Source organism: Halosimplex pelagicum, from assembly GCF_013415905.1.
Classification (GTDB): Archaea; Halobacteriota; Halobacteria; order Halobacteriales; family Haloarculaceae; genus Halosimplex; species Halosimplex pelagicum.
The window spans coordinates 4,197,500-4,219,371 of record NZ_CP058909.1; the positions used below are offsets into that span (position 1 = coordinate 4,197,500).

Consider the following 21,872-nt stretch of genomic DNA (forward strand, 5'->3'; position numbering starts at 1 on the left):
CCGGAATCGGCCTGCTCGCGGGGACCGATCAGCCTGTCGTGGTCGACCCGCCCGCCGGGACCGAACCCGCGAGGAGACCCCGGAGCGACTGGCTCCCGCTCCGGTCCGACCGCAGGACCTGCGCCACGTCGTAGATCCGCGTCCGCTCGGTCGGGTAGGTCCGGTCGACCGAGCCGCCGGTGTAGCCGAACCGTTCGTCGCCGTCGGTGTCGAGATGGGGCACCGCGTACAGCTCCATCTCGGCGCTGTAGGTCGATTCGAGGCGTATGCGCAGGTCGTCGTGCGAGCCCGCCGCGAGGTACTCGCTGTGGCCGACGACCTCGCCGTCGGCGGTCCGCGAGCGGATCGTGACGTAGCCGCCCTCCGAGAGCGAGACGGAGTCGACGGTGACGGTCTCGCCGGTCATCGTCTGGTCGTCGAAGGTGACCTGCGCGACCGGGGAGGACAACAGCAGGAAGGCGCCGTAGGCGACGGCGAGCATGATCGCCGCGTGTTTCGCGCCGTGTTTGAGCGAGCCCTCGCCGAGCTGGCCGGCGATGAAGCCCGAGAGGACCGCCTGGACGATGGCCGTGTGGAAGAAGACGAGGGTGTAGGCGGCCTTGTTCACCTGGCCGAAGCGGGCGAACGACTCGACGTTGACGGCGAGCCGGTTGCTGTTCTCCGGCGTCGGGACGTTGTTCGGGAGGCTCGGCACGAGCACCTCCTGGACGGCGACGATGATGACGAGGAACACCGCGAAGGAGATGTAGATGACGACGAGGTAGGTGAACATCTGCTGGCGGCGCTTGCGCCGGAGTTTGAGCTCCGAAGCCGCCTGCTCGCCGGCGATCCGCAGGACCGGCGAGAGGTTCCCACTCGCCCGGAGGGCGTTCGTGAGCAGCGTGACGACGCGGGTCGTCGCGGTCGTGCGGACGCGGAGGCCGAACCGGCGCAGGGCGTCGTCGACGTTCGCCCCGTAGGTCAGGTCCCGGCAGATCCGGTCGACCTCGACCGAGAGGACGCCCAGGTCGCTCTCGCGGACGCGCTCGAACCCCTCGACGACGGACATCCCCGCCTCGTTGAGGCTCGCGAGCCGTTCGAGCAGCTCCGGCAGCGCCGCCTCCATCCGCCGGATACGCCGGGTGTATATCTCCCAGACGACCGCGAACGAGCCGATCACCAGCAGCGCCGCCTGGATGAACACGTCGTCGAGAGCGCGGGTCCGGACGCCGGTGGCCGAGAACGCGGCCGGCGCCCGGAGGGCGATCGACAGCAGCGCTATCGGGACGGTGACGTAGAGGACCGCCGTCGGCCGCCGCATGAGTCCGCGGAACGGCCGGTCGACCAGCGACCGGACGCGCCGCAGCGAGTCGTACACCGCGAGCTGCTCGCGGAGGCTCGACGACGCCGTGTAGCCGCCGTCGGCCACGGGAGCGTCGACGCGCTCGCCGGTCGCTCCCGTGTCTCCCGCACCTCCGTCGGTCGCTCCCCCGTCTGCCGCGCCCTCGTTCGCCTCGGGAACGCCCGAGCGCCCGCGCATCGACTGGGCGAGCGCACCGGTCTCGCTCCCGCTCGCGACGCCGAGCAGGTCGAGCTTCCCGGCGAGGTAGACCATGAACAGGACGTTGGCCAGCGGGATCATCACGTAGGCGAGCAGGCGCAGGAAGTTGATCGTCTGGGTCGTCGTCAGCCCGAAGACGAGCAGGATCGTCATGAGGAACAGCGTCCCGGCGACGAGGACGGTGACGTAGGCCTCGGCGATGGTCGCCAGCAGTTCGAGGATGTCCTCCTGGCGGTCGACGGCCTCGTCCCGGTAGCGCTCGTACTGGTCGCGCAGGAACTCGGGGAGGTTCTGCCCGCTCTGGAGGACGCTCGCGAAGTTCTCGCTGAAGGTCTTGAACTGCTCGCTCGGCGTGCGTTTCGAGGCGTTGCGGACCGCGGTGATGATGTCCCGGCCGAACAGGTCCATCTCGCGGACGGCGACGGAGATCTCGTCGGCGCCGTGGCCGTACACGTCGCGGTTGTCCGCGAGCGTCCGCATCACCGCCGGGGTGGACATCCCGCCCCGCGACAGCGCGTAGACGAACGCGACCGTCCGCGGCAGCCCCTCGTTGATGCCGCGTCGCCGGACCTCGGCGTGGCTCCGCGGGCGCTCCCAGCGGTACCAGTAGGTGAACCCGGCGACGACGAGCCCGGAGAGGGCGCCGCCGGCCGTCAGCACGGCGAACACCTGATTCGGAGTCAGTTCCGGCTCCAGCTCCGGCCGACCGAGCGCGTTGGCCATCGCGTCGGGCAGCGCCTGAATGAACTCCCCGAGCGCCGGGAGCACGAGCAAGACCCCGCCGAAGACGTACACGCCGAGGATGGCGCCGGCCAGCGCGGCGACGCCCGTCACGAGGTAGGTCTCGGCGGCGTAGGCGCGGTAGGTCCGGTCGACGTACGCCTCCTTGAGCCGGTTCCGGCGGTCGGGCGCCTCCTCGGGGACGTACCGGCCGAAGTAGCGTCGCGCCGTCCGGGTGACCCAGGTGTCGAGCCCGGCGTGGAGCGACGACAGCGGTATCAGCGCGACCAGCGCCAGCGCGACGAGCAGCGGCGCGAGCCCGAGGACCGAACTCATGGCTGGTCGCCGACGGCCGAGTCGGCGCCGTCCTCGACGGCCGGCTCGGATCCGGCGCCGACGGCCGGGTCGGTCTCCTCGTCGACGGTCACGTCGGCCTCGTCGATCATCGCGACGACCTCCTCGGGGTCGGCGTAGTACTTGTTCACCATCGCCGTGAACCGCCGGAAGTCGGTGATGCCGTTCTCCTGGAGGTACGTCAGGAACCGCCGCCGGTTGCGCAGCTCGCGGAGCAACTCGGCGCGGGTCCAGCCCTGTTCCTGACGGATCTCGTCGAGAAGTTCGCTGTTGTTACGGGAGAAGGAGTCGCTGGTACCGTCCCAGGAGTAGGTGTTGGAGTAGTCGAGTTCGCCGGTCCGCTGGTCGATCCCCTCGATCTCGGCGATGGTCCGGGCGCGCCGGACCCGCTCGCCGCCCGAACGCGTCAGGACCTGGACGCTCAACACGTCCAGGCTCTGGACCATCGGCCGCGGGACGTTGATCGGCTCGTTCTCTAGCCTGTTGATGACCGTCTGGACGGAGTCGGCGTGCAGCGTTGAGAACGTCGTGTGGCCGGTGTTCATCGCCTGGAACAGCGTGATGGCCTCCTCGCCGCGGACCTCGCCGACGACGATGTACTCGGGGCGGTGGCGCAGCGACGACCGCAGCAGGTCGTACATCGTGATGTCGCCGTCGCCCATGCGCTCGCGGGTGACCGACGAGAGCCAGTTCTCGTGGTACAGCGACAGCTCGCGGGTGTCCTCGATGGTGATCACCTTCGAGCGGGGCGGGATGAACATCGAGACGGCGTTCATCGAGGTGGTCTTGCCCGCCGCGGTGCCGCCGGCGAAGATGAGGCTCTTGTTGTTCTCGATGCAGAGCCAGAGGAAGGCGAGCATCCGGTCGTCGTAGGTGCCGTAGTTCATCAGGTCGACCGGCGTGAACGGCTCCTCGGCGTACTTCCGGATGGTGAAGGCCGACCCGCGCGGGGTCACCTCCTCGCCGAGCGCGAGTTCGATGCGGGAGCCGTCGGGCAGCGTCGTCGAGACGACGGGGTCGCTGACGCTGACGTGGCGGCCCGAGCGCTGGGCGAGCTGGATGACGTAGTCGTCGAGTTCGTCGCGCTCGAAGGCGACCGTCGACTCCACGTCGGTGTACTCCTCGTGGTAGACGAACACGGGCAGACCGGCGCCGTCGCAGGAGATGTCCTCGACGCGCGAGTCGTGCATGATGGGGTCGAGCTTGCCGTAGCCCAGGAACGAGCGGTGCAGATAGTAGTACAGCCGGTAGAACGTCTCGGTCGCCACGTCGACGCCGTACTCCTCGAGGCGCTGACGGAGCTCCTCGCGCAGGGCGTCGGCGGGGTCGTCGTTCACGTCGTCACGATAGAGGAGGGGGTCGCGGATATCGTCGAACACGCGGTGGAGCAACTCGCGCTCGGTCTCGTCGAGGGTCGGCTCGACGACGCGGTAGCGGTGCTCGTTCTCCTCGTCGTCGTAGGCGATCGAGACGTAGGCGAAGGGGGCGTTGAGCCAGTAGCGGTCGACCTCGCGGCCGCCGCTCGGCGGGTCGTCGGCGACCAGCCGGCCGTGGCGAGCGGGGTCGTAGTCCGGGACGTGGATCCGCGAGCCCGTGAGTGCGCCGGCCGCCCGCGAGAGCCACTGCTGAAAGGCCGCGAGCCGTCCGTCCGCGCTCGGTCCGTTCGTCGCTTCGCGTGACATGAGAACCCCCGGAAGGTCGTTACCCGACGTACCCCGGCGAGTCACTTAAACTCGGACCCCCAGTAATCACGGATGAAATTCGCGAGGGGACGGGGGGTCGGGTCGCTACCGATCGCCCGGATCACACAGTGAACAGATGCCCCTCCTCGGGCACGTCGAACAGGCCGATGCGGGCGCCGGCGTCGAGCCAGGCGTGGCCGTAGGAGAAGGAGGCCAGCGCGTTGACGGGGTCGCCCTCGTCGCGGAAGTGGCGGCCGTCTTCGAGGTACGAGCGGGCCATCTCCTCGCACTCGGCGGCGGCGTCGGCCATCGGCGTCCCCTCGGGCGGCGCCACCTCTGCGGCGTCGAGCGCCTCGGCGAGCAATCCCTCGTAGCGGTCGGTCTTCTCCTGTAGATCGGCGGGCATAGTGGGACCGAGCGGCGGTGTGGCCCTAAGCGTTCGGTCGTCGGCCGGCGGCGGGCGGCGAGCGGCGGCCCGCCGACTGCCGAGAGCCGACCGCCCGTCGACTCCCGGGAACCGACCGTTCGACTGCGCGGTACTCGCCGGATACTCACGTTCTCTGAGGGGTATTGGTCGTCGGGGCCGAAAGGGGGGCATGGACGACGACCTCGGCGACAGCCGACTCGACCGCGGCGACGAGGAGGTCGGCGCGGAGATCGCCGGCGACACCGACGCGCTCCTCGGGGCGCTCCCGCACTTCTACCGGGGCGAGGTGAGCCAGGCCAACAGCGCCCAGGACCGGATCGACCGCACGACGAACTGGGCGATAACCCTCCTGGCGGCGCTGCTGTCGCTCGTGTTCGCCGGGCCGGAGATGCCGGCGTACCTGTTGCTCATCGCCGTCGCGGCGCTCGCCGCCTTCCTCTCCTACGAGGTGCGCCGTTACCGGTTCTACGACATGCACCGGTCGAGAGTGCGGATCGTCCAGGAGAACGTCTTCGCCAACGCGCTCTCGCCGGAGGGCGCCGAACACCCCGAATGGCGCGAGGAGCTGAGCCGGGACCTCCGCTACCCGACGTTCAAGGTCTCGGTCCTCGAAGCGCTCTCGCGGCGGCTCCGTCGGATCTACGGGCTGCTGTTCGCCGTCGTCGGCGTCGCGTGGGTGGCGAAGGTCACCCTGTTCACGCCGGAGAACCGCTGGACCGAGGCGGCGGAACTCCCGGGCATCCCTGGCGTCGTCGTCGCGGGCGCACTCGGCGCGTTCTACGTCGCGGTCTTCGCGCTGGCACTCTGGCCGATCGAACGGCAGGCCAAGGGCGAGGTCCACGGCGAGCGGGTGGGCGAGTGGAAAGAGGAGTGAGCGAGGGAGTACGAGTTCGGTCCGGATCGGGCGATTCCGGCGACCTACCCGCTCGTCGCGGGCGGTCGCCGCGACAGCGCAAGGTAAATACCCCATCCTCCGCTATCGGTGAGCAATGAGTTCCGAGACGGCCGACCACCGACGGCTGATCATCGCGGGTTCGGGCATCGCGGGGCTGACCGCCGCCATCTACGCGGCGCGGTCGAACCTCGACCCGCTCGTGCTGGAGGGCGACGAGCCCGGCGGACAGCTCACGCTGACGACCGACGTGGAGAACTACCCCGGGTTCCCCGACGGCGTCGGCGGCACCGAGCTGGTCAACGACATGAAGGCCCAGGCCAAGCAGTTCGGCGCGGAGATCGAACACGGCGTCGTCACCGACGTCGACGACGAGGTCCGCCCCTTCGAGGTCGAGCTCAATACGGGCGACACCTACACCGCCGACGCCGTTATCGCCGCCAGCGGCGCGAGCGCCCGCACCCTCGGGGTCCCCGGCGAGGACGACCTGATGGGCTTCGGCGTCTCGACGTGTGCCACCTGCGACGGCGCGTTCTTCCGCGGCGAGGACATGCTCGTCGTCGGCGGCGGTGACGCCGCCTTCGAGGAGGCCGACTTCCTCACCCGATTCGCCGACACCGTCTACCTGGTCCACCGCCGCGAGGAGTTCCGCGCGGAGGACTACTGGGTCGACCGCCTGATGGACAAGGTCGACGACGGCGACGTGGAGATCATGCGCAACACCGAACTGCTGGAGGTCCACGGCTCCCAGGAGGCGGGCGTCGACCACGTCACGCTCGCCGAGAACGAGTCGGGCCGCCCCTCCGAGAAGCTCGACGAGCCCGGGACCGAGACCTTCGACTTCGACGTGGGCGCCGTCTTCGTCGCCATCGGTCACACGCCCAACACCGACTACCTCGAAGACACCGGCGTCGAGCTGGACCCCGAAGGCTACGTGAACACGCGGGGTAGCGGCGGCGAGGGCGGGAACCAGACCGCGACCGGCGTCGAGGGGCTGTTCGCCGCGGGCGACGTGGTCGACCACCACTACCAGCAGGCGATCACCGCCGGCGGCATGGGCTGCAAGGCCGCGATGGACGCCGACGACTACCTCGAACGCGAGGCGCCCGCCGAGGGCGAGGCCGAGGCGACCGCCGAAGCCGACGACTGACCGCTCGCGCTTCTCTCGCGGCGGTTCTCGCCCGGAGCGCACGCTTCCACCAGAGTCATACGTCGGCTCTCCCAACGGAGGCCATGGCAGAATCCGAGACGGTCACGCTCACGCTCGAATCCGACGACGACACGGACGAACTCGAAGTGCCGACCGCGCTCGTCGAGATGCTCGCCGAGAGCGAGGACGAGTCGCCGCCCGAGGTCGTCGGCGACATCGCCATGTTCGGCCTCGCACAGCGCATCCACAGCGCCGCCCACCACAGCGAGGGCGAGCCCAGCGACGAGATCGCCGAGACGGAGGAACGGACCCTCGAACTCTTCGAGGAGCGGTTCGGCCGCTCGTTCGCGGAACTGACCGGCCACAGCCACTGACTCCCTTCTGAGGTCGCCGCTGCATCCGTCGACGCTCGTCCCGACCGCTCAGGGAACGTCCCAGCGGATCAGGACGCCGTCGTCGATGCGTTCCACGTCACGCAGCGACAGCTCCGGGAAGTCGCCGACGAACCCGTCGCCGTCGGCCAGCGTGGGCGCCTTCCACCCGCCGATGACGGCGGGACCGACGAACGTCGAGAGCTCGTCGACCATGTCGGCGGCGAACAGCGAGAAGATGAGCTCGCCGCCGCCCTCGACCATCAGTCGCTCGATGCCCCGCTCTTCGAGCTGCGCGAGCGCCTCGGGCAGGTCGACCTGCTGTTCGCCGGCCGAAACGACCTCCGCGCCGGCCTCGCCGATCTCGGCGACGAAGTCCTGCGGGGCGGCCTCGCTGGTCAGGAGGTACGTCTCGGCGCGGTCGTCGAGGACGCGGGCGTCGGTCGGCGTTCGGACCCGCGAGTCGGCGACGATGCGGGCGGGGTTCTCGGGTTTGCCGGCGTCGCGGCGTCGCTCGCGGCGGGCGTCGTCGTCGACGGTCAGCGAGGGGTCGTCGGCCAGCACCGTCCCGACGCCGACCATGACGGCATCGCTCTCGGCGCGCAGCGCGTCGACTCGGTCGAAGTCCTCGGGGCCGCTGATCTCGACCTGTTCGCGCTCGCGGGTCGATAGCTTCCCGTCGGCGCTCATGGCGGCGTTGACGACGACGTACATACCCCGTAGCTACGCCCTCGCCGGAAAACCGCTTTCGGTGTGGTCGCGCGTCGCCCCCGTCGCCGCCGGTGGCCGCCCCGTTCGACGGCGGGATCAGTCCGGCCGTTCGGTCAGCTTGCGCGCTTCGAGGCGCTTGGCGCCGTCGATGCCAGCGGCACGGAACGCGACCGCGTCCCCGTCGGTCCACAGCGCGTCGAGATCGAAGACGTACTCGTCGGTCCAACTCTTCAGCCTCGCCACGCCGTCCTCGTCGATCTCCAGGAAGGTGCGCGGCGTCTCCTGGGTGGCAATCTCCCACTCGTCGCCGCCCACCTCGAACGACTCGCTCTCGGAGCCAGTCCAGGCGAAGACACAGCGATACTGCCGGCGCGGTCGGTCCGACCGCCCGTGGTCGACCCGTCTGTCGGTCTCGAAGTCGATGCCCCTCGCCGAACACCACTCGCGGAGGTGGGCCTCGTCGAACCGCTTCGGCCCCTCCGAACCCGCCCCCGACCGCCGCCAGAGCACGTGCGACTCCGACGGCTTCCCCCGGAAGGTCGGAGGTTGCATACACCCCCTTCGGCCGTCGATCGGTAAATAGCTACCCCGACCGTCGGGGACGGTGACAGGTCCGGCGCGAGCGCGGTGTGCCGCGGCCACGGTCCCGGCGCAGGGTGGCCGACGGGAACGATTTTTACCGGGGCCAGCCGAAGGTCCGGTGATGAGCTTAGACGACCATGCCGAGGAGCTCGCCTCCGACCTCGGCGTCGACAAAGAGGAGGTCAAATCGGACCTGGAGAACCTCGTGGAGTACAGCGTGCCCGTCGAGGAGGCCAAAGACAGCCTCCGCCGGAAGTACGGCGACGACTCCGGCGGCGGGGGCGGCCCCACGACGAAGTCCATCGCCGAGATCGCTACCGGCGACTCGAACGTGACCGTCACCGGGACGGTCCTCACCGTGGGCAAGCGCTCGATCCGCTACCAGGGGTCCGACCACGTCATCTTCGAGGGGGAGATCGCCGACGAGACCGGCAAGATCTCCTACACCGCGTGGGACGACTTCGGCCTGCAGGCCGGCCAGACCATCACCGCCGGCAACGCCGGCATCCGCGAGTGGGAGGGCGAGCCCGAGCTCAACCTCGGCGAGAGCACGACCATCGGGCTGGCCGACGAGGACCTGGCCGTCGACTACCCGGTCGGCGGCGACGCCGGCCTCGCTGAACTCGAACCGGGAGACCGCGGGATCAACGTCGAGGTCTCGGTGCTGGAGGTCGAGACCAAGACCATCGACGGCCGCGACGGCGAGACGGAGATCCTCAGCGGCATCCTCGCCGACGAGACCACCCGGCTGCCGTTTACCGACTGGGAGCCCCACGACGCGATCACCGAGGAGGCCTCGATCCGGCTGGAGGACGTGTTCGTCCGCGAGTTCCGCGGCGCCCCCTCCGTGAACGTCTCGGAGTTCACCGAGGTGGCGGAACTCGACCGCACGGTCGAGGCGACCGACGAGGCCCCGCGGCTGGCGATCCGCGACGCCATCGAATCGGGAGGTCTGTTCGACGTGGGACTGGTCGGCAACGTCATCGCGGTACGGGACGGCTCCGGCCTCATCGAGCGCTGTCCGGAGTGCGGTCGCGTCGTGCAGAACGGCCAGTGTCGGACCCACGGCGCCGTCGACGGCGTCGACGACCTGCGCATCAAGGCGATCCTCGACGACGGCACCGGGACCGTCACGGCGATCCTCGACGACGAACTCACCGAGACGATCTACGGCGGTGATATCGAGGACGCGAAGGAACACGCCCGCGAGGAGATGGACCAGGAGGCCGTCGCCGACGACATCCGCGAGACGCTCGTCGGTCGCGAGTTCCGCGTCCGCGGGTCGCTGTCGGTCGACGAGTACGGCGCCAACTGCAACGCCCGCTCGTTCGACGAGACCGACGACGACCCCGCGAGTCGCGCCGCCGACCTGCTGACGGAGGTTCGCGGATGAGCGGCTCGGAGGACCAGGGCGGCGCGGGCCGACGCGAGGTCGCCTACCGCCTGTTCGCCGCGGAGTTCGAGGACGCGGACTTCTCCTACTCCGAGAGCGACGAGGAACGGGCCCCCAACTACGTCGTCTCGCCGACGGGTGGCCGCGTCAACCGGCTGTTCGTCGTCGGCGTCCTCACCGAGGTCGAGAACGCCAGCGAGGACGTGCTCCGCGCGCGAATCGTCGACCCGACGGGCGCGTTCGTCGTCTACGCCGGCCAGTACCAGCCCGAGGCCCAGGCCTTCTTCGACCGGGCCGAGCCGCCGATGTTCGTCGCCGTCACGGGGAAGGCCCGCACCTTCCAGCCCGACGACTCGGACGTGACCTACACCTCGATCCGCCCGGAGAACGTCAACGAGGTCGACGCCGAGACGCGGGACCGGTGGACGGTCGGCACCGCCCGGCAGACGCTCGACCGCGTGCGGACGATGGCCGGCGCGCTCTCCCGGGAGGAGCGGGGAGACGAGCTCCGCGCCGCGCTCGAAGCCGAGGGCGTCGACACCGGGCTGGCCGCGGGCATCCCGCTCGCCATCGACCACTACGGCACGACCGCGGCCTACCTCGACGCCCTTCGGTCGACCGCCGTCCAGGCCCTGGAGGTCGTCGCGGGCGAGCGCGAGGAGGTCGACGCCCACTCCGCCTCGCCGGACGCGCCCGGCGACGCCGACCCGGCGACGCTGGCCGCCCTCGACGTGACCGCGAGCGTCGGCGGCGAGACGACGGAACTCGGCGGCGGGATCGACGAACCCGCGACGGCGAGCGACGACGCCGCCACCGCGACCGCCGACACCGACGGCTCCGAGACCGCGGCCGACGGGTCCGCGACCGCCGACGCGAGCACCGGGTCGGCGACGGACTCCGAGTCCGGATCCGGGCCGCCGACGGAATCGAGCGAACCTGCACCCGCGGAGTCGGCGTCGGCGGAATCTGCGGAGTCGGCCGAGACGGAGTCCGCGGAGCCGAGCGAGCCGGAGTCCGCGGAGTCGGCCGAGACGGAGTCCGCGGCGACCGAATCCACGACCGCGGAGTCGCCGACCGACTCCGACGCCGAGCCGGCATCGGCCGACTCGACCGCCGTCGAGGCCGGACCCGCCGCGACCGCCGCCGAAGGCGGTACCGAGACCGGTTCCCCCGACGCCGGCGCGGACTCGCCCGACGCGGGCGCCGACGCCGCGAGCGGCGAGGACCTCGAGGACTTCGACGGCGAGTTCGAGCTCGACGACGACGAGCGCGAGGAGATCGAAGAGGAGTACGGCACCGGATTCACGAGCGGCAACGAGGTCGACGAACCCGGCGAGGCCGGCATCGAGACGCCCGACCCCGAAGAGCTGGCCGAGGCCGAAGCGGAGGCCGGAGCCGACGGGTCCGCGACGGCCGATGCCGGGAGCGAAGCGAGCGATCCGGAGCCGGAGACGACCGAGCAGCCGGCCGACACCGGGTCGGAGACCGGAGCCGCCGAGTCCGAGGCGGAACCGGCGACCGAACCCGACGAATCCGACGACGCCGCCGAACCGGCCGAGGACGTCGATGTCGAGGACGCGGTGATGGACGCGATGGCCGAACACGACGACGGCGACGGCGCGCACGCCGACGAGATCGTGGAGGCGGTGACCGCCCGGACCGGCGCCGGCGACGAGGAAGTGCGCGACGCCATCCAGGACGCGCTGATGGGCGGCCGCTGCTACGAGCCCGAGGACGACGTGTACAAGCCGATCTGATGGGCGTCGAACCGATCCCCGGCGAGCCCGCGGCGGTCGCGACCTGCGGCGGCGAGCGCGCGCTCGTCGTCGCCGACTTCCACGCCGGCATCGAGGCCGGCCTGCGCCGCGACGGCGTCGAACTCCCCGACCACGCGCCCGACCGCCGCGAGTCGCTGCGCGCGCTCGTCGAGCGGGAACGACCCGATCGGCTCGTCTTCCTCGGCGACCTGGGCCACGCCATCGGCGACCCCGGCCGCGACGAGCGCGAGGAGATTCTGGGGCTGTTCGACCACCTCCCCGCCGACCTGCCGGTGACGCTCGTCAAGGGTAACCACGACGGCGATACCGAGTCGGTCCTGGAGCGGGTCGACCAGTCCGTCGAGATCACGCCCGGTCACGGCGTCCGCATCGGCGAGGTCGGCTTCGCCCACGGCCACACCTGGCCGAGCCCGGACGTGCTCGCCGCCGATGTCGTCTGCGTCGCCCACGAGCACCCGGTCGTCCGTCTCGAAGACGAGGTCGGCGGCGCCCGCGTCGAGCGCGTGTGGCTCCGCGGCGACCTCGGTCCGGAACCGTTCCGCGAGTTCCACGACGCCGACCTCGACGTCGACGGCGAACTCGTGGTCTGTCCGGGGTTCAACGACCTCTCGGGCGGTACCTGGGTCAACGTCGCCGGGCAGGAGTTCCTCGCGCCCTTCCTCCCCGAGGCCCTCGTCGACGGCGAGGCGTACCTCCTCGACGGCACCCGACTGGGCGACTACCGCCGGGTCTGAATCGCCGGCGTGACGACCGGGAGTGGCCCACCGCGCTCGGTTCAGAACGGGAACCTGTCGAATTCGGGGCTCACAACAGAAAGGTTCCGAGGAACCCGACCGCAGTCGCGAGCGTGATGTACGGGCCGGCCTCCTCGTAGGCGTCGGGGTAGATCTCGCCGGCGAGACTGGCGAGGATGGCGCCGGCGGCGAACGCGCGGACGGCGGCGATCCAGTAGTTCGGGAGCGGCGGGAGCAAGCGGTAGCCGGCGATCACCGACCCGCTGACGACGGCGGCGGTGGCGACCCACACCGCCATCACCCGCCGTTCGCCGTGGTTCTCGGACATGTTCGTGCCAGACATCATCGACTGGGAGCCGTTGGTGACCGCGAGCCCGAACAGCAACGCCAGCGCGCCGGAGACGTTCCCGGCGAGCAACGACCCCATGGCGGCGTTCTCGGGGATGCCGTCGGTCGTCACGCTGGCCCACAGGCCCGCGCCGTTCTCCTCGGTGTCGTCGTCAGCCCAGCGGTCGATCAGCACGTCCAGCGTCCCGAAGACGAGGATGCCACAGAGGAAAAAGCCCGAGGCCGGATACTCGCCGATGTTCCGAAACGCCGGTTCGAACAGCTCGAAGGCGAGCGAGACGACGAGCGACCCGCCGCCGACCGCCAGCAGCGCCGCCTGCCACCGGCGCGCCGGCCTGACCCAGATCCCCACGGCCGACCCGGCCAGCAGCGACAGCGCCGAGAAAGCGGCGTAGAACCAGGGGTTCGCGAGCAGGCCGCTCGCCCCCGACTGTAAGACGAACCCGGCGCCACCGGGAACGACCGCGGGGCCGCGACCGACCGAGTCGACGACGGGGAACACGGTCGTTCGTCGGCCCGAATCCGGATTTCTATTCGCGGATTACTCGGGGTAACCGCGAATTTCTCCGGGGTTCGAGGGGTCTCAGGCCGCGTCGCCGATCGCGGCGGTCAGCAGGTCGACGCCGAGGTCGATCTCCCGCTCGGTCACGTCCAGCGGCGGCAGGATCCTGAGCGTCTTGTGGCCGCAGGCCAGCGTCAGCAGGCCCCGCTGCATCGCCGCGGCCTGCACGTCGTTCCGGCGCTCCTTGGTATCGAACTCGACAGCGAGCATCAGACCCTTGCCGCGCACGTCGACCACGGGCTCGGGGTCGGCGTCGCGCATCGACTCCTTGAACTGCCGGCCGCGGACGACGGCGTTGTCCATCAGGTCGTAGTCGTCGATCACGTCGAGCGTGAGCGCGCCCTGTAGCGCCGAGACGATGTCGCCGGCGCCCCACGTCGAGGAGAGCCGGCTGGTTTGCTCGGGGAACACCTCCTCGCGGGAGATCGTGGCGCCGACGCGCAGCCCCTTGGCGCCCGCGATCACGTCGGGGTCGAACGGGTAGTGGTCCGAGGCCCAGAACTCGCCGGTGCGGCCGACGCCCGACTGGATCTCGTCGGCGACGAGCGTCAGGTCGTGCTCCTCGCACAGGTCGGCGATCTCCTCGGCGAAGGCGTCGCTCGGGAAGCGATAGCCGCCCTCGCCCTGGATCGGTTCGAGGATCAGGTAGGCCACGTCGTCGGGGTGGACGGCGCCGCGCTCGGGGTCGAGCAGTTTCCGCAACTGCGACCCCTCGCCGGTGAAGAAGCCGCAGGAACAGGTTTCGGGGTCGCACGTGCGGTCGTCGCAGAACGGCACGTCGTGGACCTTCGATATCTCGGGGAACTCGCGGCGGTAGACGGACTTCGAGCGGTTGAGCGAGAGCGCGCCGAGGGTGCGGCCGTGGAAGCCGCCGCGGAAGGTGATCCCGTAGTCGGCGCCGGTGTGGTCGTAGGATATTTTGATGGCGTTCTCGACCGCCTCTGCGCCGGAGTTCGAGAGGAACACGGTGTCCATCCCGTACTGGTCGCTGCGGTCGGTCAGCCGGTCCATCAGGTCCGCGGGGGTCGGGAACGGGTGGTCGCCCAGCTCGCCGCTGGCGACGTAGAAGTCCTGGCCGGCGATCTTCATCGGGTCGACCAGGTCGAACCCCTCCATGCGCTCCATCAGTTTGGGGTTGTTGTACCCCAGCGGCGAGGCGGCGACGTGGCTGGTGAAGTCCATGAGGACGTTGCCGTCGACGTCGGTGCAGAACGGTCCCTCGGCCGGTTCGGTGTAGTCCCAGACGAACTCGTAGACGTAGGTGCTCGGGGCGGCCGACTCGTGGTGGTACTCGACCCACTCCCGGGCGCGCTCGCCGGGGATCGACGACACCTCGGGTTCCGCCGTGTCCCTGTCCATGCCGACAGTGAGGCACAGTCGCAAGTTAAGTGATCTGACCGCCCTCGGCGGTTCTGCGGATCGAGCGGACGGGGGCTCCGGATCGAACGGCGGCTCACATCGTCGCGCCGGCGGTGACGGCGCCGGCGGCGACCAGCAGGACGGTGCTGACGGTCGCCGTCTTGACGGCGAACTCCCGGTCGGGGCCGGCGAAGGTGAGCCCGGCCTTGACGACGATGCTGGATGCCGTCGCGAGGAGGATGGCGAAGACGGCCGCCTCGCCGGAGAGGCCGCCGCCGCGGTAGAGGATCACCGCGGAGGTGGTCGCGCCAGCGCTGGAGACCAGCCCGGTCAGCGCGGCGGTCACGTAGAAGCCCAGCCGGCCGAACTCGGCTGCGGCCAGCCCGCCGGCGACGATGACGACCAGGAAGAGGCCGCCGAAGCTCAGGACGTTCCGCAGCGAGAAGGGGCTCTCGAGGTCCATCTCCAGGTTCTCCGTCCAGTCGGCCGTGTAGCCGGCGATGGCGATACTCCCCAGGATCACCGCGCCGAGCGGGACGACGGCGCCCAGCAACAGCCCGGTCTCGAAGGTGAACACGAGGGCGATGACGAGGTTGCGGGCGGCCATGGCCGCGTCGGCCAGCAGGATGGCCGCGACGGCGTAGGAGCTGACGGCCGGGCGCTGCTCGACGTGGTCGAGCATCGCGCCGACGACCGCCGTCGAGGAGGCCAGTCCGCCGAAGAAGCCGGTGACGGCGATGCCGCGGCTCCCGTAGGTCTGGACGATGGCGTAGTTGACGATGCCGATGGCGGCGACCGTGACGACCATCAGCCAGATGACGCGGGGCTCGACCTCGACCATCAGGTCGCCGGCGCCGAGTTCGTAGCTCCGGGCGGGCAACAGCGGGTAGATGACGAACGCGAGGATGGCGAACTCCGCGGCCGACCGGAGTTCGGTGCGGGTCATCCCCCAGGCGAAACTGTGCAGTTCGCGCTTGAGCACGAGCAACAGCGCCGAGAAGACGGTGACGGTCACCGCCTCGATGGTGTAGGCGGAGGCGACGAGCGTCCCGACGGCGTAGGCGACCAGCATCGACATCGAGGTGGTCAGCGACAGCCCCTCCTCGTCCTCGTCGTCGGCCAACAGGCCCCTGACCGCCAGCAGCGTCCCCTGGACGATGACGAGGACGCCGCCGACGACCACCAGCGGAGTCGAGCCCAGCACGGTGAACGCGGCGCCGAGCATGCTGATGAGCGAGAAGGTCCGCACCCCGGCGGACTTGTGTGACCACTCGCGTTCCAGCCCGAGGAACAGACCGAGCACACCCGCCAGGGTGATCTGGAGGACCTCCGCGTCCAGCGGGATCGACGAGAACTGCGCGACTCCGAACACTGCCCGACGTATGCCGTTCGCACGTATAAATAGCGGGCCGTTACCCCCGTCGGGTGCGTGACCGGACTGGCCGTTTTATGCCCGAGCCGACACACCGTCAGACGATGGTCGAGTTCGAGTTCGATCCCGACTGGAGGCGGATCGGCTGGTCGATGGTGGGAATAGTCCTCGGGCTCGCCCTGCTGTGGGTGCTCTACTCGTTCGTCGGCACGTTCGTGTTCGCGCTGTTCATCTACTACTCGACGCGGCGCGTCCACGGGGCGATCCGCGACCGGGTGGGCCAGCGGTCGGTCTCGGCGGCGCTCGCGCTGGTCGCGCTCGCGCTGCCGGCAGTCCTGCTCCTCCTCTACGCCACGGCCATCGGCGCCCAGGAGCTCCAGGAGTTCGCCGGCACCACCGACCTCGACAGCTACATCGAGATCGCCGGCCCGTACGTCAACGTCACTGCGGCGGTCGAGAACCCCCGCGGCGTCTTCGAGGGCGCGGGCGGGATGGACCTGGTCCGGCCGGCGCTGAGCCAGGGGACCACCTACCTCGGCTTCATCGCGACGGGCCTGCTGCACCTGTTCGTCGTGTTCGCCGTCGCGTTCTACCTCCTGCGCGACGACCACAGGCTCGCCGACTGGGTGGCCGGGTTCGACGACGACGGTCCCACGGTCTTCGAGGAGTTCGCCCGCGAGGTCGACGACAGCCTGGAGCTGGTGTTCGCCGGCAACATCCTCAACGCGGTCGTCACGGCGACCGTCGGCGCGATCACCTACAGCGTGGTGAACATCTTCGCCCCGCCCGAGGTGGCGATCCCCTACGCCGCGCTGGTCGGCCTGCTGACCGGTATCGCCAGCCTGATCCCCGTCGTCGGGATGAAACTCGTCTACGTTCCCGTCACGGTCTACCTCGCCGCCACGGCCTTCGCCGCGGGCACCGGCTGGGGGTTCGTCGTCGCCTTCTTCGCCGTGTCGTTCGTGATCGTCGACGTGATCCCCGACCTGCTGGTCCGGCCGTACGTCACCGGCGGGTCGCTCCACACGGGCAGCGTCATGTTCGCGTACATCCTCGGCCCGCTCCTCTTTGGCTGGTACGGCCTGTTCCTCGGCCCGATGATCCTCGTCTTCGTCACGCACTTCGGCCGAGTCGTCGTCCCCGCCCTGCTCGGCCGGGAACGACCGGCGGACGGCGGCGAGGGCGACGACGGTGACGGCCCGGTGACCGGGCCGTCGGGCGGTGACGACGGGTCGGCGATCGGGGAGTCGGGCGACGGGTCGGCCGTCTCGGTCCCCGAGGAGCCCGACCGAGCGCGCGGCGACGCGGACGGCCCCGACGCGACCGGGACGGGCGTAGACAGGGGCGGCGCGGCGGCTGGGGAGTCAGAAGCGAAGCGAACGAGCGGGGACGGTTCGGAGAGCGACTCGGACGCGGGCGGCGAACACGCCGATACCGGCGCGGGAGACGACACGTCCGACCGGACCCCCTCGGACGGCTAGTCGCGGGCGGCTAGAGGTCGACGTACTGCTCTTCCCACTCGCGGCGGGCCTCGATCTCGCGTCGGCCGCGCCGGGTGAGGCTGTAGAAGTTCGTCCGACGGTCGCGCTGGCCCTTCTCGACGAGCCCCTTGTCGACGAGCGTGTCCAGGTTCGGATACAGCCGGCCGTGGTGGATCTCCTTCTCGTAGTACTCCTCGAGTTCCTCCTTGATCGCCAGCCCGTGTGGCTCGTCCTTCCCCGCGATGACGTACAGCAAGTCACGCTGGAATCCTGTCAGGTCGTACATCGGTAATGTCCGTTCGAAAGTTACTGTCGGATATTGATAAATATGTCGACTGATGGGCGCTCCTGAATATACGAACGCCCGGATTACTTCGGCGTTACTCGCTCTCTGATTGTTAACCCCGCTGATGTGTACGGAGTAGCGGTCGTATTCGATGGATTTCAGGTATCGGTCTCGAAACGTCGATCCCACCGGCCGTCCGGGGGCGAACGCGGCCGCCGAACGCGAGCGGTACTTATCTCGGCGAGGCACCCGCCGGCGGTGTGGTCGAAACAGTCCTCTTCGAAGACGAGCGCCGACTCACTCGGACGGACGTGGCCTCGTACCGTCGACCACAGTCGACCGGCTGGAGACCGGCGAGCCGCTGACCCTCGAAACCGCTGCGGACTCCGTCACGGTCGACGTGCCGCGCTAAGTCGAGTTCGAGGTGAACGTCGAGCGCGAGGGGCCGGCCGAGGCGGCCGGCGAGCTCGGCCTGAACCCGAACTTGAGTGGGGCGAGGACGCCGAAGCGTCCGACGACCCGCTGTCCATCCAGAGCGCGCCGCCGAACGGACGTTTCGACGGTCGAAGAACCGCTCCGACGACACGGGTTCTCCGAGCCCGACGACGGCGGAGCGGCCGCTCCGCGGCGGTAACTACGAGCTACCGAACACACCGGCGGCTGGCGAATCGTCGTCACGAAAGGAATGGAAAGCGCCGCGTGGGCGAAAAGCCCACGCGAACGCTTGCCGCCCTGAATTGGTCCCCGCTGACGCTTCGGCCCTCCAAGCGAAGCGTCACCTGTACATCCGACCGGGAATAACTTAAAAGTACCGACCAAGGGGCCTTTCGCCGTCTGACGGTCGAGTAAGGTGTTTTCGGGATGCGTCGGTCGGGGTCACGGGCGTCGGTTCGACCGTTCGACCGCGTCGACTTTAGGCGTTCGGGCGCAAGCCCGTCCATGAAGATCCGCGGCGAGCGCGAGTGCCGGGAGTGCGGAACCCGCTGGTCGTACTACGAGACGGGGAGCGTCGTCTGTCCGGACTGCGGCAGCATCCGGAGCGTCGGGCTCGACGACCCCACCGAACACACCGCCGGCAACGCCCGACTGGACCTGACGGAGATCCGCGCCCTCCTCGACGACCAGTCGCTCGCGGACGTGGCCGAGGCGGCCGCCGACCGCTGTCGGGAGTACGTCCGCCAGTGCGGGTTCGTCAGCGGCGGCGAGTTGCGCCCGCTCGACGACACCTATCTCGCGGCGGTCGAACTCCGCCTCGCCGGCGAGGAGGTCGCCCGCGCGATGCGCGTCTCCGACGACGAGGAGTACTACTTCCTCGAACTGCTGGGCGGCGCCGACGAGGGCGAGCGGCCGCCCGCCGACGAGGTGCCCGAGTCGATGCGAGCGGTCCGCGGGCTCGCCTACGCCCGCGCGGTCGACGCCTACCGCTCGGACCTGCGCCGCTACCTCGACGACAACCCCGACGCGACCGTCCGGTCGCTGCTGACGACGCTGCGGGACCACCAGAAGCGGATCGAGGCGCTCGACGGCGACGTGTCCCCCCGCACCGCCGGCGAACTCGTCTACGTCGTCCGCGCGGTCGGCCGCGCGCTCGCCGACGGCGACGAGACCGCCCTCGCCGAGGCCCAGAACCGACTCGACGGGTTCGAGATCGACCTCTGAGGCGCCGTCAGTCCAGCGCCGACTCGACGCCGGACTGCACCGCGGCGGCGTTGACGGTGTTGTACAGGAGCATCGCGCGGGTCATCGGGCCGACGCCGCCCGGAACCGGCGTGATGGCCGACGCCTGCTCTTTCGCGCTGTCGAAGTCCACGTCGCCGACCAGCTCGTAGCCCTTCTCGTTATCGGCGTCGACCTGGTTGATGCCCACGTCGATCACGACCGCGCCCTCGCCGATCATCGAGCCGTCGATCATCTCGGGGACGCCCGCCGCGGCGACGAGGATATCGGCCTCGCGGGTCTTCGCGGCCAGGTCCTCGGTGCGGGAGTGACAGACGGTGGTGGTCGCGTTGCCGCCGTCGCCGTACTGGATGAAGAGGTTCGCCATCGGCTTGCCGACCAGCCGCGAGCGGCCGACGACGACGGCCTCTTTGCCCTCGGTCTCGACCTCGGCCGCTTCGAGCAGGCGCTGGATGCCGTGGGGCGTGCAGGGCTTGTAGCGGGCGTCGCCGGCGACCAGGCGGCCGATGTTCTCCGGGTGGAGGCCGTCCACGTCCTTCTCGGGGTCGATGCTGCGGAGGACCCGGCGGTCGTCGACGTGGTCCGGGACGGGCATCTGGACGAGGATGCCGTTCACGTCGTCGTCGGCGTTCAGCTCGTCGATGGTGTCGTACAGCTCCGCGGCGTCGGCGTCGGAGTCCAGTTCCACGTCGACGGTGTCGATGCCGACCTCCTCGCAGTCGTTCTGCTTCATCGAGACGTACGTCTCGCTGGCGGGGTCGTCGCTCATCAGCACCGTCGCGAGCGTGGGCGTCACGTCCGACTCGGCGAGGGCGTCCACCGCGTCGCTCACGTCGCCGCGCACGTCCTCGGCGACCGCGTTGCCGTCGATGATCTCGGTCATACGTCCAGAGGCGAGCGGGGACGGCAAGAAGGTCCCGGAAACAGGGCCGGGACAGTCGACACAGTCGACACGGTCGCGGGCGACCCGCCGTTCGCGCGCTCCCGGCCGGTCAGGGGAGCAACCGGTCCTCGCAGGACCCACAGACGAACAGGCCGTGCGATTCCGTGAGGTGGGTCAGCGACTCACAGAGGTCGCACTCCCGGTAGATCGTCCGGGAGTAGCCGTCCGCTTCCTCGACGGGGTCGTTCGGTCCGAGCGACGCGCCGCCAGTGGGAGAGGGAGGTTCTGTCACGGTCCGAGATAGTTGGGCGCCCACGGCAAAGAACGTAGCGCCGGCCGCCGCCGACGCCGAGAATAACAGCACACTTGCCGCCGGAGGCAGAGATGCGAGTATGCAGGTCAACGACCGTCACCCGACGACGGAGGGTCGGGAGCGGGTCACCCTCGTCCCGGAGAGCCTGGACGACCTCTGGCATCTCACCTACATCGTCGAGCCGGGCGACCGCGTCTCCGGCGACACGACGCGGCGCATCCAGCGCAACGACGACGACATGCGCGACACCGGCGGCGAGCGCGAACACATGTGGGTCGAGATCGAGGTCGACGACGTGGAGTTCGCCAAGTTCGCCAACCGCCTGCGCGTCGGCGGCGTCATCGTCGACTGCTCGCGGGAGGACCAGCTGGACTTCCACCACACGCTCAACGTCGAGCCCTTCGAGGAGCTGGAGGTCGAGAAGGTCTGGAAGCCCGACCAAGACGACCGCCTGAACGAGGCCGTCGAGGCGACCGAGAACCCCGACGTGGCCATCGCCACCGTCGAGGAGGGCGAGGCCCACGTCCACACCGTCGCCCAGTACGGGACCGAGGAGCGCGCCTCGATCACCGGCCCGACCGGCAAGGCCGCGTGGGGCGACGGCTCCCGACCCCGCGAGGAGCTGTTCGAGGAGCTGGGGACGGTCCTCGCCCGGATGGACGTGGAAGCGATCATCCTCGCCGGCCCCGGCTTCACGAAGCAGGACGCGCTGGACTACATCGAGGAGAACGAGCGGGATCTGGCCGACCGGATCACGACCGTCGACACCACGGGCGTCGGCGACCGTGGCGTCCACGAAGTCCTGAAGCGCGGCGCCGTCGACGAGGTCCAGACCCAGACGCGCATCTCCGCGGAGGCCGACCTGGTCGACGAGCTGACCGAGCGCATCGCGACCGGATCGGAGGTCGCCTACGGCCCCGACCAGGTCGCCGAGGCGGCCGACTTCGGCGCCATCGACCAGTTGCTCGTCCTCGACGAGCGCCTGCGCGCCGAGCGCGGCGACGAGGGCGAGTGGGAAATCGACGTCGACGCCGTCATCGAGACCACTGAGCAGAAGGGCGGCGAGGTGACCGTCTTCTCCGGCGAGTTCGACCCCGGCCAGCAGCTGCGCAACCTCGGCGGCATCGCGGCGCTGCTGCGCTACCGCATCGACTGACCGCCCGGAGTCCGCCCGGGCGCGACGGCCGCCGCGGCGGCGACAGCCGTTCGTCTCACAGTTGATAACGGCGGCGAAAGGGTTTACGGGCGAGTTTCCGA

Annotated in this window: 20 protein-coding genes; 9 read left to right on the forward strand and 11 right to left on the reverse strand. The window is 70.0% G+C overall.

What is annotated here, in order from left to right; genetic code table 11:
* Positions 1-28: 28 nt before the first annotated feature.
* The 3 genes from HZS54_RS20920 to HZS54_RS20930 all read right to left on the reverse strand — a co-directional run bounded on the left by HZS54_RS20920 (position 29) and on the right by HZS54_RS20930 (position 4,702).
* Positions 29-2,596: a type II secretion system F family protein gene (locus tag HZS54_RS20920; RefSeq protein WP_179919042.1), complete on the reverse strand. Its 2,568-nt coding sequence runs from the start codon at positions 2,594-2,596 to the stop codon at positions 29-31.
* Positions 2,593-4,296: a type II/IV secretion system ATPase subunit gene (locus HZS54_RS20925; RefSeq protein ID WP_179919044.1), complete on the reverse strand. Its 1,704-nt coding sequence runs from the start codon at positions 4,294-4,296 to the stop codon at positions 2,593-2,595. Before HZS54_RS20925 ends, HZS54_RS20920 begins: the two co-directional genes overlap by 4 nt.
* Positions 4,297-4,417: 121 nt before the next feature.
* Complete coding sequence (locus tag HZS54_RS20930) at positions 4,418-4,702, reverse strand: DUF357 domain-containing protein (RefSeq protein WP_179919046.1); 285 nt, start codon at positions 4,700-4,702, stop codon at positions 4,418-4,420.
* A gap of 190 nt (positions 4,703-4,892) precedes the next feature.
* Here HZS54_RS20930 and HZS54_RS20935 point away from each other — a divergent pair, with 190 nt between their 5' ends.
* The 3 genes from HZS54_RS20935 to HZS54_RS20945 all read left to right on the forward strand — a co-directional run bounded on the left by HZS54_RS20935 (position 4,893) and on the right by HZS54_RS20945 (position 7,139).
* Positions 4,893-5,597 carry a DUF2270 domain-containing protein gene (locus HZS54_RS20935; protein WP_179919048.1) on the forward strand — a complete coding sequence of 235 codons (705 nt, stop codon included), beginning with the start codon at positions 4,893-4,895 and terminating at the stop codon, positions 5,595-5,597.
* A 115-nt stretch (positions 5,598-5,712) separates the two neighbouring features.
* Positions 5,713-6,765 (forward strand): NAD(P)/FAD-dependent oxidoreductase, encoded by a 1,053-nt coding sequence (locus tag HZS54_RS20940; RefSeq protein WP_179919049.1) that lies wholly within the window; start codon positions 5,713-5,715, stop codon positions 6,763-6,765.
* A gap of 83 nt (positions 6,766-6,848) precedes the next feature.
* Complete coding sequence (locus HZS54_RS20945) at positions 6,849-7,139, forward strand: DUF7545 family protein (RefSeq protein WP_179919050.1); 291 nt, start codon at positions 6,849-6,851, stop codon at positions 7,137-7,139.
* A gap of 48 nt (positions 7,140-7,187) precedes the next feature.
* Here the strand turns inward: HZS54_RS20945 and HZS54_RS20950 are convergent, their stop codons facing one another.
* Together HZS54_RS20950 and HZS54_RS20955 are read right to left on the reverse strand one after the other, a co-directional pair.
* Positions 7,188-7,850 (reverse strand): 2,5-diamino-6-(ribosylamino)-4(3H)-pyrimidinone 5'-phosphate reductase, encoded by a 663-nt coding sequence (locus HZS54_RS20950; protein WP_179919051.1) that lies wholly within the window; start codon positions 7,848-7,850, stop codon positions 7,188-7,190.
* Positions 7,851-7,943: 93 nt separating this feature from the next.
* Entirely contained in the window at positions 7,944-8,399 is a 456-nt protein-coding gene (locus tag HZS54_RS20955) for a hypothetical protein (protein ID WP_179919052.1), read from the reverse strand.
* Positions 8,400-8,550: 151 nt separating this feature from the next.
* Between HZS54_RS20955 and HZS54_RS20960 the strand changes: the two genes are divergently transcribed.
* Genes HZS54_RS20960 through HZS54_RS20970 form a run of 3 tightly spaced genes read left to right on the forward strand, consistent with a single transcriptional unit; the run spans position 8,551 to position 12,334 of the window.
* Positions 8,551-9,822: a Single-stranded DNA binding protein gene (locus tag HZS54_RS20960; RefSeq protein ID WP_179919053.1), complete on the forward strand. Its 1,272-nt coding sequence runs from the start codon at positions 8,551-8,553 to the stop codon at positions 9,820-9,822.
* Positions 9,819-11,579 carry a hypothetical protein gene (locus tag HZS54_RS20965; RefSeq protein ID WP_179919054.1) on the forward strand — a complete coding sequence of 587 codons (1,761 nt, stop codon included), beginning with the start codon at positions 9,819-9,821 and terminating at the stop codon, positions 11,577-11,579. Before HZS54_RS20960 ends, HZS54_RS20965 begins: the two co-directional genes overlap by 4 nt.
* Positions 11,579-12,334 (forward strand): metallophosphoesterase, encoded by a 756-nt coding sequence (locus tag HZS54_RS20970; RefSeq protein WP_179919055.1) that lies wholly within the window; start codon positions 11,579-11,581, stop codon positions 12,332-12,334. Before HZS54_RS20965 ends, HZS54_RS20970 begins: the two co-directional genes overlap by 1 nt.
* Positions 12,335-12,404: 70 nt before the next feature.
* Here HZS54_RS20970 and HZS54_RS20975 read toward each other — a convergent pair whose 3' ends face one another.
* The 3 genes from HZS54_RS20975 to HZS54_RS20985 form a co-directional block, all read right to left on the reverse strand.
* The gene (locus HZS54_RS20975; protein ID WP_179919056.1) at positions 12,405-13,184 is read right to left on the reverse strand and encodes a ZIP family metal transporter; all 780 of its coding nucleotides are present in this window, start codon (positions 13,182-13,184) and stop codon (positions 12,405-12,407) included.
* Positions 13,185-13,265: 81 nt separating this feature from the next.
* Entirely contained in the window at positions 13,266-14,603 is a 1,338-nt protein-coding gene (locus HZS54_RS20980) for an aminotransferase class III-fold pyridoxal phosphate-dependent enzyme (protein WP_179919057.1), read from the reverse strand.
* A 94-nt stretch (positions 14,604-14,697) separates the two neighbouring features.
* Positions 14,698-15,975: an MgtC/SapB family protein gene (locus HZS54_RS20985; protein WP_179919058.1), complete on the reverse strand. Its 1,278-nt coding sequence runs from the start codon at positions 15,973-15,975 to the stop codon at positions 14,698-14,700.
* A 104-nt stretch (positions 15,976-16,079) separates the two neighbouring features.
* Here HZS54_RS20985 and HZS54_RS20990 point away from each other — a divergent pair, with 104 nt between their 5' ends.
* Positions 16,080-17,456 carry an AI-2E family transporter gene (locus HZS54_RS20990; protein WP_246391709.1) on the forward strand — a complete coding sequence of 459 codons (1,377 nt, stop codon included), beginning with the start codon at positions 16,080-16,082 and terminating at the stop codon, positions 17,454-17,456.
* Positions 17,457-17,466: 10 nt separating this feature from the next.
* On the opposite strand, the gene HZS54_RS20995 is transcribed toward HZS54_RS20990, so the two are convergent.
* Positions 17,467-17,742 carry a PadR family transcriptional regulator gene (locus tag HZS54_RS20995; RefSeq protein ID WP_006884027.1) on the reverse strand — a complete coding sequence of 92 codons (276 nt, stop codon included), beginning with the start codon at positions 17,740-17,742 and terminating at the stop codon, positions 17,467-17,469.
* 939 nt (positions 17,743-18,681) lie between these two features.
* Here HZS54_RS20995 and HZS54_RS21000 point away from each other — a divergent pair.
* Positions 18,682-19,401 (forward strand): DUF7117 family protein, encoded by a 720-nt coding sequence (locus tag HZS54_RS21000; protein WP_179919060.1) that lies wholly within the window; start codon positions 18,682-18,684, stop codon positions 19,399-19,401.
* 7 nt (positions 19,402-19,408) lie between these two features.
* On the opposite strand, the gene folD is transcribed toward HZS54_RS21000, so the two are convergent.
* Together folD and HZS54_RS21010 are read right to left on the reverse strand one after the other, a co-directional pair.
* Complete coding sequence (gene folD / locus HZS54_RS21005) at positions 19,409-20,302, reverse strand: bifunctional methylenetetrahydrofolate dehydrogenase/methenyltetrahydrofolate cyclohydrolase FolD (protein WP_179919061.1); 894 nt, start codon at positions 20,300-20,302, stop codon at positions 19,409-19,411.
* Positions 20,303-20,411: 109 nt separating this feature from the next.
* Positions 20,412-20,594 carry a hypothetical protein gene (locus HZS54_RS21010; protein WP_179919062.1) on the reverse strand — a complete coding sequence of 61 codons (183 nt, stop codon included), beginning with the start codon at positions 20,592-20,594 and terminating at the stop codon, positions 20,412-20,414.
* 100 nt (positions 20,595-20,694) lie between these two features.
* Between HZS54_RS21010 and HZS54_RS21015 the strand changes: the two genes are divergently transcribed.
* Positions 20,695-21,771, forward strand: coding sequence for an mRNA surveillance protein pelota (locus tag HZS54_RS21015; protein ID WP_179919063.1), 1,077 nt, complete (start codon positions 20,695-20,697; stop codon positions 21,769-21,771).
* The last annotated feature ends 101 nt before the right edge of the window (positions 21,772-21,872 follow it).

Excerpts from the sequence above, each read along its gene's own strand:
- HZS54_RS20920 (WP_179919042.1), bottom strand. The coding sequence starts at position 2,596 with ATGAGTTCGGTCCTCGGGCTCGCGCCGCTGCTCGTCGCGCTGGCGCTG.
- HZS54_RS20925 (WP_179919044.1), bottom strand. The coding sequence starts at position 4,296 with ATGTCACGCGAAGCGACGAACGGACCGAGCGCGGACGGACGGCTCGCG.
- HZS54_RS20930 (WP_179919046.1), bottom strand. The coding sequence starts at position 4,702 with ATGCCCGCCGATCTACAGGAGAAGACCGACCGCTACGAGGGATTGCTC.
- HZS54_RS20935 (WP_179919048.1), top strand. The coding sequence starts at position 4,893 with ATGGACGACGACCTCGGCGACAGCCGACTCGACCGCGGCGACGAGGAG.
- HZS54_RS20940 (WP_179919049.1), top strand. The coding sequence starts at position 5,713 with ATGAGTTCCGAGACGGCCGACCACCGACGGCTGATCATCGCGGGTTCG.
- HZS54_RS20945 (WP_179919050.1), top strand. The coding sequence starts at position 6,849 with ATGGCAGAATCCGAGACGGTCACGCTCACGCTCGAATCCGACGACGAC.
- HZS54_RS20950 (WP_179919051.1), bottom strand. The coding sequence starts at position 7,850 with ATGTACGTCGTCGTCAACGCCGCCATGAGCGCCGACGGGAAGCTATCG.
- HZS54_RS20955 (WP_179919052.1), bottom strand. The coding sequence starts at position 8,399 with ATGCAACCTCCGACCTTCCGGGGGAAGCCGTCGGAGTCGCACGTGCTC.
- HZS54_RS20960 (WP_179919053.1), top strand. The coding sequence starts at position 8,551 with ATGAGCTTAGACGACCATGCCGAGGAGCTCGCCTCCGACCTCGGCGTC.
- HZS54_RS20965 (WP_179919054.1), top strand. The coding sequence starts at position 9,819 with ATGAGCGGCTCGGAGGACCAGGGCGGCGCGGGCCGACGCGAGGTCGCC.
- HZS54_RS20970 (WP_179919055.1), top strand. The coding sequence starts at position 11,579 with ATGGGCGTCGAACCGATCCCCGGCGAGCCCGCGGCGGTCGCGACCTGC.
- HZS54_RS20980 (WP_179919057.1), bottom strand. The coding sequence starts at position 14,603 with ATGGACAGGGACACGGCGGAACCCGAGGTGTCGTCGATCCCCGGCGAG.
- HZS54_RS20990 (WP_246391709.1), top strand. The coding sequence starts at position 16,080 with ATGGTCGAGTTCGAGTTCGATCCCGACTGGAGGCGGATCGGCTGGTCG.
- HZS54_RS20995 (WP_006884027.1), bottom strand. The coding sequence starts at position 17,742 with ATGTACGACCTGACAGGATTCCAGCGTGACTTGCTGTACGTCATCGCG.
- HZS54_RS21000 (WP_179919060.1), top strand. The coding sequence starts at position 18,682 with ATGAAGATCCGCGGCGAGCGCGAGTGCCGGGAGTGCGGAACCCGCTGG.
- folD (WP_179919061.1), bottom strand. The coding sequence starts at position 20,302 with ATGACCGAGATCATCGACGGCAACGCGGTCGCCGAGGACGTGCGCGGC.
- HZS54_RS21015 (WP_179919063.1), top strand. The coding sequence starts at position 20,695 with ATGCAGGTCAACGACCGTCACCCGACGACGGAGGGTCGGGAGCGGGTC.